Annotated in this window: 14 protein-coding genes; all 14 read right to left on the bottom strand. The window is 40.8% G+C overall.

Annotated elements, in window-relative coordinates:
- Positions 1-27 precede the first annotated feature (27 nt).
- The 14 genes from groL to rpsI all read right to left on the bottom strand — a co-directional run bounded on the left by groL (position 28) and on the right by rpsI (position 13,350).
- Positions 28-1,611 (bottom strand): chaperonin GroEL, encoded by a 1,584-nt coding sequence (gene groL / locus PLK24_RS00540; RefSeq protein ID WP_324475721.1) that lies wholly within the window; start codon positions 1,609-1,611, stop codon positions 28-30.
- 322 nt (positions 1,612-1,933) lie between these two features.
- Positions 1,934-2,950, bottom strand: a complete 1,017-nt coding sequence (tsaD, locus tag PLK24_RS00545; RefSeq protein WP_324475722.1) for a tRNA (adenosine(37)-N6)-threonylcarbamoyltransferase complex transferase subunit TsaD — start codon at positions 2,948-2,950, stop codon at positions 1,934-1,936.
- Positions 2,951-2,965: 15 nt separating this feature from the next.
- Positions 2,966-3,439, bottom strand: a complete 474-nt coding sequence (gene rimI, locus PLK24_RS00550) for a ribosomal protein S18-alanine N-acetyltransferase (protein ID WP_324475723.1) — start codon at positions 3,437-3,439, stop codon at positions 2,966-2,968.
- Complete coding sequence (gene tsaB / locus PLK24_RS00555; protein WP_324475724.1) at positions 3,432-4,145, bottom strand: tRNA (adenosine(37)-N6)-threonylcarbamoyltransferase complex dimerization subunit type 1 TsaB; 714 nt, start codon at positions 4,143-4,145, stop codon at positions 3,432-3,434. Before tsaB ends, rimI begins: the two co-directional genes overlap by 8 nt.
- Positions 4,135-4,581, bottom strand: coding sequence for a tRNA (adenosine(37)-N6)-threonylcarbamoyltransferase complex ATPase subunit type 1 TsaE (gene tsaE, locus PLK24_RS00560; protein ID WP_324475725.1), 447 nt, complete (start codon positions 4,579-4,581; stop codon positions 4,135-4,137). Before tsaE ends, tsaB begins: the two co-directional genes overlap by 11 nt.
- Positions 4,578-5,714 (bottom strand): alanine racemase, encoded by a 1,137-nt coding sequence (gene alr, locus PLK24_RS00565; RefSeq protein ID WP_324475726.1) that lies wholly within the window; start codon positions 5,712-5,714, stop codon positions 4,578-4,580. Before alr ends, tsaE begins: the two co-directional genes overlap by 4 nt.
- Positions 5,680-7,269 (bottom strand): NAD(P)H-hydrate dehydratase, encoded by a 1,590-nt coding sequence (locus PLK24_RS00570; protein ID WP_324475727.1) that lies wholly within the window; start codon positions 7,267-7,269, stop codon positions 5,680-5,682. The genes alr and PLK24_RS00570 overlap by 35 nt, the downstream gene beginning before the upstream one ends.
- Before the next feature lie 2 nt (positions 7,270-7,271).
- Positions 7,272-7,670, bottom strand: a complete 399-nt coding sequence (acpS, locus tag PLK24_RS00575; RefSeq protein WP_324475728.1) for a holo-ACP synthase — start codon at positions 7,668-7,670, stop codon at positions 7,272-7,274.
- Positions 7,667-9,754: an elongation factor G gene (gene fusA / locus PLK24_RS00580; protein WP_324475729.1), complete on the bottom strand. Its 2,088-nt coding sequence runs from the start codon at positions 9,752-9,754 to the stop codon at positions 7,667-7,669. Before fusA ends, acpS begins: the two co-directional genes overlap by 4 nt.
- A 1-nt stretch (position 9,755) precedes the next feature.
- Positions 9,756-10,058: a hypothetical protein gene (locus tag PLK24_RS00585; RefSeq protein WP_324475730.1), complete on the bottom strand. Its 303-nt coding sequence runs from the start codon at positions 10,056-10,058 to the stop codon at positions 9,756-9,758.
- A complete protein-coding gene (gene cdaA, locus PLK24_RS00590) occupies positions 10,055-10,816 on the bottom strand; it encodes a diadenylate cyclase CdaA (protein WP_324475731.1) in 762 nt (253 codons plus the stop codon). Before cdaA ends, PLK24_RS00585 begins: the two co-directional genes overlap by 4 nt.
- A 15-nt stretch (positions 10,817-10,831) precedes the next feature.
- A complete protein-coding gene (gene argF, locus PLK24_RS00595) occupies positions 10,832-11,767 on the bottom strand; it encodes an ornithine carbamoyltransferase (protein WP_324475732.1) in 936 nt (311 codons plus the stop codon).
- 15 nt (positions 11,768-11,782) lie between these two features.
- Positions 11,783-12,916 (bottom strand): alanine racemase, encoded by a 1,134-nt coding sequence (locus PLK24_RS00600; RefSeq protein ID WP_324475734.1) that lies wholly within the window; start codon positions 12,914-12,916, stop codon positions 11,783-11,785.
- Positions 12,917-12,966: 50 nt separating this feature from the next.
- On the bottom strand, positions 12,967-13,350 hold the full coding sequence (gene rpsI / locus PLK24_RS00605; RefSeq protein ID WP_324475733.1) for a 30S ribosomal protein S9: 384 nt from the start codon (positions 13,348-13,350) through the stop codon (positions 12,967-12,969).
- Positions 13,351-13,352 lie beyond the last annotated feature (2 nt).

The following is a 13,352-nucleotide window of genomic DNA, read 5'->3' on the forward strand; positions in this document are numbered from 1 at the left end:
TTGGATTACCCGGATAGTTTACAGTTTTTACTCTGGTGTTTCTTCTTTGTGTTCGGCAATGATGGTTTGAGTGGTCAAGGCTAAAGAGGCAATACTCACTGCATTTTGGAGAGCTGCTCGGGTAACCTTGGCGGGATCAACTATTCCCGATTTGACCATGTCAACAAATTCACCGGTCATAGCATTGAAACCTATTTTTTTATCCAGACCTCGAACCTTACTGGCAATAATATTCCCTTGATATCCAGCATTTTCTGCGATTCTTTTTAGAGGTTCTTCCAAGGCGTTCAAAACGATTAGAGCGCCAACTTGCTCATCATTAGACAGGTTATCGACGGAGACTTCTTGTCTAATATGCAGAAGCAATGATCCCCCTCCAGGGATGATTCCTTCCTCGATAGCCGAACGAGTTGCTGAGAGAGCGTCTTCAACTCGATGTTTCTTTTCTTTGAGTTCGGTTTCGGATAGAGCCCCTACCTTGATGATCGCAACTCCTCCAATTAACTTTGCCAATCGTTCTTGAAGTTTTTCACGGTCATAACTGGAATCGGTCTTTTCAATTTGAACTCGGATTTCTTTTTCTCGAGCTTTTATATCATCGGGACTTCCTTGGCCGTCAACAATAATAGTGTTGTCTTTGTTGATTTTTACCGATCCGGCCTTTCCTAAAAGATCTATGGTGACTTTCTCCAATTTCATTCCCATTTCCTGGGAAATAACCTGTCCACCAGTAAGAATAGCCAGGTCATGAAGGATTTCCTTTCGTCGATCTCCAAAAGCTGGCGCTTTTACTGCTGCAACGTTGAGTGCACCACGAAGCCGATTGACCACTAAAGTCGCTAAGGCTTCGCCTTCTAAATCTTCGGCAATGATCAATAGAGGTTTTCCGGTTTGGACGACCTGCTGGAGTATGGGGAGCAGCGTTTGAATGGAGCTAATTTTAGAATCAGTAATCAAAATATAGGGATTTTCCAGAATACAAACCATTCTCTCTTGATCGGTTACCATATAAGGAGATAGGTAGCCTCGATCAAACTGCATTCCTTCAACCACCTCAAGGGTAGTATCGGTTGACTTGGATTCTTCTACAGTAATAACTCCATCTCTACCTACTTTTTCTATGGATTCAGCAATGATTTGACCAATTGACTGGTCTTTTGCGGAAATGGAGGCAACCTGAGCGATAGACTTTTGATCATCAATTGGGATGCTGTTTTGGTTAATCTTATTGACGATTTGGACGAGAATTTTATCCATACCATTTTTAAGAAAAACTGGATTATAACCAGCAGTGACATTTTTCAATCCATTGTGGATCATTTTTTGAGCAAGGACCATGGCGGTGGTAGTTCCGTCACCAGCTATATCATTGGTTTTAGTAGCAACTTCTCGGACCAAAGTTACCCCGATATTTTCAAAAGGGTCTTTGACCTCAATCTCTCGAGCAATAGTAACCCCATCATTGGTAATCGTTGGTGCCCCGAATTTTTTTTCTAAGATGACGTTTCGACCTTTAGGGCCTAAGGTCAGCTTTACCGTGTCGGTAATAATATTAGCCCCTTTTTCTAAAGTACGGCGGGCTTCTTCATCGAAAATGAGTTTTTTTGGCATTAATGACACCTTCCCTTCTATCTTATCGTATAGATTATTTCCATTTTAAGGAAAAAATCAGACTATTCTCGGGGGAAAAGTCTGGCAATGCATCGAAATCTAAAGCGGAGTGAATTAGACTGGCTTTAGTTTCTTAGAAATCAACAACAAAAATATATTATAACGTTAAGGAAGAAAAAAACCTATAGGTTCATTTAAAAATTTATTATAATATATTAATCAAACACACCTGAAAATTCAATCAATTCCTACTCGCTACAGAATAAAGCAGTGTCAGTGATCAAAAAATAACTATTAATTGAGAAATATTAACTATTAAGCTTTATACTTCTCCCAATCGCAACTGGGGATCAGGTTCTAAATCGAGGGGGCTGGTTTTCCCTAAGGAAAAATGAAAAGAGCCACTACTTCCTATCATGGCTGCGTTATCAGTACATAGAGTTGGCGATGGGAGATAAACTTTTATATTATGCTGGAATCCTTTTTGTAAAAAAAGAGAACGAAGCGAGCTGTTGGCTGCTACTCCACCGCCCAGCGATACCCTTCGAATACCGGTTTTTTTAATAGCTCGGATGGTTTTTTTCCAGAGGGTACGTACAACACTTCGTTGAAAGGATGCTAAAAGATCGTTAATTATATTTTCATCTTTTTTGGAAGAGTCTGGAAGCTGGTCGTACATTCGTACCACAGCAGTTTTGAGACCACTGAAGCTGAAATCATAATTTTCTTGATCTTCTAATCCTCCCCGAAAATGAAAACGAGTCGGATTGGCATTTTTTGCCCGGTTATCAATTAAAGGACCGCCAGGATAACCGATATTTAGGTATTTGGCAATCTTATCAAATACTTCACCGGCTGCATCGTCACGAGTCCGTCCTAAATGGACATATTTGCCCCAGTCTTGGACCACAGTTAACTCGGTATGTCCTCCTGAAACGATAAGTGAAATGAAAGGCGGGGTAATATCTGGATGATCCAATCGAGAAGCAAAAAGATGTCCTTCCAAATGATTGACAGCGATAAATGGTTTTTGATTGAGGATAGAAAGAGTCTTCCCCATGCATAGTCCCATAAGAAGAGATCCAGTTAATCCTGGACCACGAGTTATTGCGAACAAATCAATTTCTTTAAGAGTAAGATTAGCCTGTTGCAAGGCCTGTTCTAAAGCCGGAATCAAATATTCCAAATGGCGTCGGGATGCGACTTCTGGAACAACTCCACCAAAACGACGATGAATATCGATTTGACTGGATATTACATTGGAGAGGATGGTATACCCATTTTTTATAATAGCGACACAAGTATCGTCGCAACTGGTTTCAATTGCCAAGCAGTACATAACAATCCTTTCTTTTTAACCTTCTTTGCTGATGATTTTTTTCATGATAATAGCATCTTCACCATCACTGTAATATTTTGTTCGAATTCCAATGGCAGTAAAATCCAGTGAACGATAAAGATTTTGGGCAGGGAAATTAGAAACTCTTACCTCAAGAAAAACTTCCTGACAACCCTGATTCAAAATTGAATTCAGAGCATATTGAAGGAATTTTTTCCCCAATCCTTGACGGCGATAATCGGGGTGAATGGCAAAGGTGGTAATGTGGGCTTCTTCGAAAAGATACCAATAACCAATATATCCAATCACTTTTCTCTTAATTCGAAGAACCAGGTAGGTCGCCAGTCGGTTAGTAAATTCACTCATAAAAAGAGAAAAACTCCAGGGTTGGGGGAAAGATTTCTTTTCTATAGCTAAAACTGCTGATAAATGGATTGGTTTCATTTTTTCGATGACATAGGGTTCAGCTGGGAAAGGAGAATTATTCATGTTCAAAGACTCGTGATCCATATAGAGGTCGAGTATTTTCTTCAAAGAATTCGGAATTATTTTTTTGAATAGGAATATCCCGGCTTTCAATTAATTCAATAAGGTTGATGGAATCAGGTTGTGAACTATCAGGGTGAAGGCACTGAAATTGATTGTTTTGAAAAAGGTTATAAAGTTCCTGCCAAGGAGTAATAATCAAAACATCTTTAGAAGAATAAAGCTTTATAATATCTGAATAAGGTCCGATTTGAATTTTGACTTGGTGATCCGGTAGTTTTTGAAAGCCTAGTTTAAATTCTGACCAGAAGACTTCATTTTTCTTATGAAAAATAACTGGAAGAATAATCAAGCCTTTGTGAGGGGTTATTAGTTTACTTCCCTGGTGGGCTAACATCTCCAAAGTGGAAAATCCATATAAGGGACAATTCAAGCTGTATGCCAAAGTTCGGCCGGTGATATTGGCTATTTTTATACCGGTAAAAGAACCAGGACCTCGACCGATAACGATCCGTTCTGGTGGAAAGGTTGAAAAGAATCCCTTTTTCTGTATTTCCTCCAAAGATTGAATCAAAACCCGGGAATGGTCGGTCATGACCTGGGAACGATGCTGATAGATAACTTCAGCACTATTTCCTAAAGTTAAAGTCAGCCAAGGAGTGCTAGTATCCAAGGCTAAAGTATTTGGTATTGTTTGATTATTGTCCATAATTTTGATAAAAGATTTCGATGAGTCGGTTTTTTTCATCGGTAACAGTTAATTTGACTACATAATAAGGAGGAAGAAAATGAGCTAAAAATCGTTCACCCCATTCAATTACAGTAAAGGAATTTGAAGTAAAATATTCCTCGATCCCCAACTGCTCAACCTCCTGCCAGTTTTCAAGACGATAAAAATCCATATGGTTGAGAATGCAAACTGGGCCATGGTATTCATTGATTAAGGCAAAACTTGGACTAATCACTTCCCGGCTGGAAATACCCAGCGCTTCAGCGATTCCCTTGGTAAAATAGGTTTTTCCAGCACCTAGCTGGCCGGATAAGAGAATAGGAACTCCTGGCTGAAAATATTCCTGAGTAAAATGGCTGGCAATTTTCATGGTTTGGTCTTCATTGGATGATAATAGAGTATCAAGATGAGTCATACCACAATCCGATTTTTAATCCGAATAAAACTACATAAAATTTCGTGAGGAATGGTTTCTGCCCAGGCAGCCATCTCTTCCGCTCGAATTTCATCAGGTCCGTCTGATCCGAGAATTGTAACCAGGTCTCCCCTTTTCACATCAGGGATAGAGGTTACATCTACCATCATTTGATCCATGGAAATTACTCCTAAGCATTTGGCTCGTTGTCCTTTGATTAAAACCTCCATTCGGTTTGAAAGGCGCCGCAAAAGCCCTTGAGCATAGCCGATAGGAATAACTGCCAACCGAGTCGGACGTTCGGTAATACAGGTTCCACCATACCCAATACAACATCCCGATGGAAGGTGTTTTAAAAGTTTAACCCGGCTTTTTATCCTCATCACGGGTGATAAACCAAGTGAACGGACTGGAGAAGGATCCTGGATGGGTGAAACACCAAATAACGCAATTCCTACCCTCACCATATCAAGGTGATAATGTGGGAAAAATAGGAAACCAGCGCTGTTACAGCAATGCTTTTCTAAATTTTGAATTGAAACCTGTTCTGAAAGAAATTTTTTTTGTAAAAAGTTCTGAAAAATTTCAAACTGCCGATGGGTATAGGTAGGATCATTTTCTGAACTGGCAAAATGGGTCATTACTCCCTTTAGATGCAAATAGGGGTGATGACTCATTTGTTTGATGAATGATTCATCCAGTTCTTCCGGAAGAAAGCCCATTCGATACATCCCCGAATCAATTTTTAAATGAAATTCCAGCTCTTGTTGATTCAATTGAACCGCAGATTTCAGTTGATCCCATTCTTCTCGGGAGGAAAGGGCGGGTGTTAAGTGATTTTTAAAAATCCCAGGAATTTCCTGGTTAATGAATCCTCCTAATAAATAGATGGTCCCTTTGATTCCTAATTGACGGAGAGCTTCACCCTCTTGAACGGTAGCAACCCCAAAGCGATTCATGCCCCACTTCTGAAGGAGCAAAACGCTTTCTATACCATGCCCGTATGCGTCAGCTTTGACTACTCCAATTATCCGAGAGGCATTGGGAATACTTAGGTGTTGAAGTATTCGAGTAAAATTGTTATGGAGCGATTGTGAGTCAATCTCCATCCACAATGGGTAATCGATATTCACAATTTTTAACCACCTTTATCGCGTATGGTAGATAAGATGCTAGTTCACTGGCAAGAAGTTGAGGAGACTGTTTTTGATATAAATCAGCTGATAACCCATGGAGAAATACGCCGGTCACGGCACTGATAAACGGAGACCCACCTTGAGCCAAAAAAGCTGCAATAATTCCGGTTAAAACGTCTCCACTTCCAGCAGTAGCAAGATTGGGATTCCCCGTTGGGTTGATAGCAATTTCTCCCTGGGGAGATACAACTATGGTTCCTGGTCCCTTTAAAACGGTAATACAGTTAAAGTATTGAGACAAAGCACAACTCGCGGCGATTCGATTTTCAGCGATTGAAGAAGCCGAGCGGTTAAGGAGACGACCCATTTCGCCTTCGTGAGGAGTAAGAATCCAACCTTGTAAACGATTTTTCCAAAACTCCCGGTTAACAGCAATAGCATTTAAAGCATCGGCATCAATTACACCCTTGATCGGTGATTTTTCAATGACTTTTTCAATAAAATATCTGGATGCTGGAGACGAACCTAATCCGGGACCAATTGCAATTGAGCGGCATTTTCGTTGTAAGATGGCTTCACATATTTCATCGGCATGATGAGGTAAGTACTTCCATTGAGTATTTTTTTTATTGGAAGAAAGAATGGTGCTCACCACTTCAGGTATAGAGGATTTCACTAAAGGTGCCAGTTGATGATTGGTTGCCCAAATAACCATTCCTGCTCCGCTTCGATAGGCGGCTTGACAGGTTAAAAGGCCGGCTCCGGTCATGGCCGGGCTTCCAGCAACCACCATAACAACCCCGGCACTTATCTTATTACTGAGAAAAGCTTTCTCAGGCAAAAAAGGACGAATAAAATCAGGGGTGATCAGAAAACCTTCTTGGGGAACATCTGCCGGTTCTCGATCCAAGGGAATTCCGATATCAGTGAGATGAATTGTTCCACAGTATTCACGAGCAGGAGCTACCACCAAGCCTCTCTTTAGCATTCCAAAAGTAATGGTATGATGAGCTTTAACAGCCCTTCCCATGATTTTACCCCAGGTGACATCGACACCCGAAGGGGCATCAACGGCAATAATCATTGATTCCTTGGCTTTATTGATAGCATCGATTACTTCTTGAAAAACACCTTCAACCTTTTTCGATAATCCAGTACCAAAGAGGGAATCGATAATTAAAGTTCCTTTATCAAAGCGGGGGGGATTTCCTGGGAATACTCTCTGAATGGGTAAACCGATTCGCTGACAGATTTCATAATTAAGAGCAGTATCATTCTTCAGCCGCTCGGGATTTCCTACCAAAAAAATGGTGATAGGCAATAACGGATAACGAAGATTGAGATGGCGGGCAATGACCAATCCGTCTCCTCCATTGTTACCCGGACCACAGACCACTGCTACCTGATTCCAGGATTTATCTATTCCAATTTGTCTAATCTTGTCGACAATATTTCTCCCGGCATTCTCCATGAGCAGCTGAGTCGGGATCCGGTAGGATTCGACTAATCTTTTTTCCAGTTTCTGCATGGATTCGGAAGTAATCAGTTTCACTGTTAGACCTCAGTGTTATCTATGCGCCTTTCCACACCCACCGCTACAGCGACCACCATCTCAGCGGTGTGGGAAAGGGATAGGGATATACTTTCAAATATTTGTTTTAATGATTCCTCGGATAATGAAACCCAAGGCTTTCCAGAAGAGTGATGGAAAACCTGAATCTGTTTCCAGTTTGGATTTAAATCCTTTTGAAGAAAGATTTTCTTAACGGCTTCTTTTATAGCGAAGAGAGAAGCGACTCCTTCAATAAAACGTCGCTCGCTCACGTCACAGTAATATTCCAGCTCAGCTGAAGTGGCAATTCGTTTTACAAACCTTTCTCCACATCGGCTAAGGGTTTTTTTTACTCTCGTGAGATTGATGAGATCGATACCAATGTATATCTTTGGGTTCATCCGGCCTCTTCTTTTTCTTTCTTGGCTTTTTGAATAATACCTTCAGCAATCTGAGCTGGGACTTCCTCATAGTTGGAAAAGGTCATTTTATAAGACCCTCTCCCTTGGGTAATGGAGCGAAGGTCCACTGAATAGCGGAAAATTTCGGCTAAAGGAACATTAGCTCGGATAAGCTGATAGCCATCCTGTGGATCCATCCCCAAGATTCTTCCTCTACGACTGTTGATATCGCCGATAACATCTCCCATAAATTCTTCGGGAACGGTGATTTCAAGGTTCATAATTGGCTCAAGCAAAACCGGATTGCATTCCAGGCATCCCTTTTTCAAAGCCATCGATCCGGCAATTTTAAATGCCATATCCGATGAGTCAACCGGATGGAAAGATCCATCGTAAACGATAACTCGGATATCAATGACCGGATAACCCGCTAAAACGCCTTCCAACATTGCTTCCTGAACGCCCTTTTCCACCGATGGAATATAATTGCGAGGAATGGCTCCACCGACAATTTTATCGACGAATTCAAAACCCTTACCACGGGGAAGGGGTTCAAGTTCCAGCCAACAATGGCCATACTGCCCTCTTCCGCCTGATTGTCTTTTATATTTTCCTTCCACCTTGGTGGTTCCCTTGATGGTTTCCTTATAAGGAACTTTTGGAATGGCCAAACCAACTTCCACTCCAAATTTTCGCTTCATTTTCTCGATTAATACATCGAGATGAATATCCCCATAACCATAGAGAACATCTTCTTTAGTATCAGGGTCACGAACCTCTTTGACGGTAGGGTCTTCTTCCAGCATTCGACTGACTCCTAAGCTGATCTTATCTTCATCACCCCGTCCAAGAGGCTTGATGCTCGATAAATAATTCGCTTCGGGATATTCCAGATTGGCAAAAACGATTGTTTTTTCTTTTTCCGAAAGTGTATCACCAAGATAGATTTCATTGATTTTAGCGATGGCACCCATATCTCCCGGGCCAATTTCGGTTACCGATTCCTGGTTTTTACCTCGTAGGGTTAGTAATTGCCCCACTTTTTCTTCAGTATCACGGGAAGCGTTGAACAAACGAGAATCAGAAGTTAATTTTCCAGAAAAAACCCTTACTAAAGCCAATTTTCCTACATAAGGATCACTGATAATTTTATAAACGTAAGCTGAAAAAGGCTCGGTTTCGTTACATTTTCTTTCAACTTCTTCTTTGGTTTTCGGATTTATTCCTTGGATGGGAGGACGATCAAGAGGCGATGGGGCATAGTGGGATAAAGCATCTCCGAGAAGAGACACTCCTCGATCGGTTAAACCGGACCCACATAACACTGGAAATAGCTTTCTCTGAAGAATCGCTTGGCGAAGAGTTTCTTTAAGGAGCTCGGGTTCGATGGTTTGTCCTTCCAAGTACATATTTAATAACTCATCATTGGTTTCAGCAATATTCTCGACCAGGAAGTCATGAATTTCTTGGGCTTGATTTTGTAGGTCGGCTGGTACGGTGTCTTCCTTAAATGATTTTCCATCAGCTTGGAAATACAATGCTTTCATGGCTAAAATATCGACGACACCCTGAAAATTGCTTTCTTTGCCGATTGGTATGTAAAGAGGAGTTGCTTTAGCCGAGAGTTCACTTTGTATTTCACTTAAAACTTTATCAAAATTGGCACCTTCTCGATCCATTTTGTTGATAAAAAGAAAAACCGGAAGCTGATTTTGTTCTAAATACTTCCAGCTTCGCTCTACACCAACTTCAACACCAGAAACTCCACAAACGGGGATTAACCCACAATCGACTGCACGAAGAGCACCTAAAACATTTCCAACAAAATCTGCGTATCCAGGAGTATCAATCAAATTGATTTTCTTTCCCTGCCATTCAAAAGGGAGTACCGATAGGTCGATTGATATTCCTCTTTTTATTTCTTCTGGTTCCCAATCAGATACCGTGTTTCCTTCCTCAACTTTTCCCTTTCGGGAGATAAGTCCTGAATGATAAAGCAAAGTTTCGGCAAGAGTTGTTTTTCCTGCACCAGCATGTGAAAATAATCCCACGTTTCGAATGTCTTTACTGTCATACTTTTTCAAATTAATTTCCTCCCTTCACCGTCTTATCATTATCAATTGGTTTTATTTCTTCAAGGATAGCACCGGGTATGGTATCTCCTGGTAAGGTTTGCTGGGTGGTGGTAATAGGAATAATTGTTGAATGATTCCACACCTTTTGCCAGCTATATCCTACTTGAGCATAGTTTTCACTTAATAGATAAAACCATAGTGCTACAGCAAAACCGACAGCATACCATTTGGTTTCCCGGTCATGATGATACCAGGTTTTGAATTTTTTCAAGCTTTTTTTGATCAAATTGATAATATCTGATATTTTAATCATATTTTTCGATAGAGAATTCTTAGCATTTTTTTCAAAGTACTCGTCTCAACGTCCCAGGCCATTTTACCCTGAACTGCGATCGATACCTTCCCGGTCGTTTCTGAAACCACCAGAGATAGAGCATCAGTTTGCTCAGTGATGCCTATTCCAGCTCGGTGCCGGGTTCCAACTAATTTTTTAACCTCGGTTTTTTCTGCTAAAGGGAGAATGCACCCGGCAGCAATAATCCGGTTTTCTTTAATAATCACCGCTCCATCGTGCAGTGGTGATTCGGTTAAAAAAATTGAATAAACTAATTCAGAAGAAAAAACAGCATCAATGGCGATACCAGTTTGAAGAAAATCCCGTAAATCATTATTCCTCTCCAATACAACTAAAGCTCCAACTTTCTTACGAGAGAGAGTTTGGCAAGTAATGGTAATTTCATCGATAAACTTAGTCCGATCTTCCTCGCTGTGAAAAAAGAAACGGGAAGTACTATCCGGGCGATGATAAGCCCGATTGACATAGAGACGGCGAAGCTCAGGCTGAAAAACAATAAATGCTCCACCTATATAGGCGACAAGAATAATCTTCCAAATAAAATTAAGCTCTTTTAACCCGGAAAAATTAGCTAAACCGGCAATAACGAATAAGATTAGGAGGAATTTTAAAACCGAATAAAGCGAAGTGCCCTTGGTGATAGAAAACAATCGAAAAGACAAATATAAAATCAGAATAAGTTCGATAGTCCATCGCCAGTGCACAGAAAGATTCAAAAGATAACTCCTCCGCTAACTCATAATCAATGCCAGCAAAGCCTTTTGAGCATGGAGTCGATTTTCGGCTTCATCAATAACTACTGAACGTGGGCCGTCCATAACCTCATCGGTAATTTCCAGATTTCGGTGAGCCGGCATGCAATGGAGAACAATCGCATTGGATCGAGCTTTATCAAGGATATTTTGGTTAACCTGAAGTTTTTGGAAATGACGAATCCTTTCCTCCATTTCACTTTCTTTTCCCATGCTTGCCCAGACATCGGTATAGATAACATCGGCGTCCTGAGCGGCCATCTCCGGATCGGCTTCATAAATTATAGTTGCTCCTGAGTTGCTTCCCTTCTCTTGAGCCCAATCCCAAATTTCGGTTTGTGGTTGATAGTTATTGGGAGAACAGATGGTGAGATTGAGCCCCAAGACTCCAGCTGCTACGAGCCAAGAATGACAGACATTGTTTCCATCGCCAAAATAAGATATTTTTTGACCTTTAAGAGTCCCCTTTTTCTCTAAAATGGTCAATATGTCTCCTAAAATTTGACAAGGATGATGAAGGTCAGAAAGTCCATTAATAATCGGGATTTGAGAATACTTTGCCATCTGGATAAGATTATTATGGCTGAAAGTACGAATCATAATCGCATCAACCATACGGTCAAGGACCATGGCTACATCCTTAATTGCTTCCCGTTTCCCCAAGCCCACTTCTTGGGGACCAATATACATAGCTTTCCCACCCAGTTGATGCATTGCCATTTCAAAAGAAACCCGGGTCCGTAGAGATGGTTTTTCAAAAAGCATGGCCAGGGTTTTTCCAGAAAGGATTTCGATTTTCTCTCCTATCATCCAGCGTCTCTTTAAAACGATTGCCGTTTCTAAAAGGTAATAAATTTCATCAGCTGAATAGTCGGATAGACTTAAGAAATCTCTTCCTTTAAATACCCACCTCATAATACCCATCCTTTCTCATTCAATGTAGCGTTTCTGTACATAGGGCGATAAAAATGCCCGCAATACAGTTCCATACCCAGCTTGAAACCGGACTAAATCACCAATCCGATAATCATGCTGACTTTCCTCACAATCTAAAACCAAATAATTGCTGGTTGCTCCAATTATTGTAACATTTCTGTCCTCGAAAAATAACTGTGTATCATCAATGTCTTGGAGACCTACTGCAACTAATGCTCGTTTCCGAGGGTAGTTTTTTTCACTGGACATCTTACCGGGTCGACCAAAAGCATCAAATCCTCGATCTGATGAGTCAGGTTGCTTGTTTTTTATTTCCACAATTTCAGCTTCGATATGGAAAGCTCCCTGTTGTAGCCAATTGAGATTTCTTTTTCTGCTAATATCACTACCGAAGAGAAAGGCTTCTCCACAACGAATCTGATCCACCGGAGGTGGTTGGGAGCATTCTTCCCAAAGGGAAAAGAAAGTCGTTCCGCCCACTGATATAAAAAGATGAGGATTATGCAGGAATAGCCGAAGTTGATTTCTCAAAGAACTTAATTCCTCAAGAGTTTTTATTTGAGGAAGAACTCCGCTTAAACAAGCCAAAGAAGTTCCAATACCAATAATGGCAATATTATCCAAAGAAACAATCTGGTCAATATTATTCAACACTTCTTCGGGAAGAAATCCCTCTCTTCCATCACCAGTTTCGATAGCAAGGATAACCGATGATTGGGCATGAAATTGTTTGGTTTTCTGAGCAAAGAGGTTGAGAATTTCCAATTGGGAAACCAGGGGAATTATTTGGTTCTCAATAATTACATTGATTTCTTCTTTCATAGGAAGACGGATTAATTGATATTGGGCTTTATGGCCAAAGCGGTCGATCAATTTCAGGAGATTGGATAAATTTGAGTCAGCGAAAGATCGAATTCCGGAGCCATAGAGTAGGTCAGTTATTTTATAATCGGCACAAAATCCTTTGGTGACAGCGACTGGTTTCAGCATCCACTCGGAACATTTTTTTTGAAGGGTTTCGATATTTTGTTTCAGCTTAGATAAATTAATTTCAAGAAGTGGATACAACCCAACCACCACCAAAGTTTTTTTTATTTTTACCGGGAATTTTGGAAAACCAAAAAACACCTGAAACAAAAAGAGCCCCCAGACTTCGGGGGCTCCGATAATTAAAAATATTACCGTTTAGAGAATTGAAAACGAGCCCGTGCTGACCGCTGACCATATTTTTTCCGCTCTTTCATGCGAGGATCGCGAGTTAAAAGTCGGGCTTTTTTTAAGGTTGGTTTTAAATTTTCATCAATTTTGATCAATGATCTGGAAATACCCAATGCCATGGCTCCTGCCTGGCCGCTTAAACCCCCACCTTCTACTATGACGTTAACGTTAAAGCGACTATCACTCCCGGTCAGGGCTAATGGACGGGTAGCTAGTATTTGGAGCACTGGTTGGGGAAAATAATCTTTCAATTCTCTCCCATTAATAACTACTTTGCCACTTCCCAAAGTCAACCATACCTTAGCGATCGATGTTTTTCTTCTCCCGGTTGCGTAATACTTCATAT

The sequence above is a fragment of the Atribacter sp. genome (assembly GCF_035418125.1).
GTDB lineage: Bacteria > Atribacterota > Atribacteria > Atribacterales > Atribacteraceae > Atribacter > Atribacter allofermentans.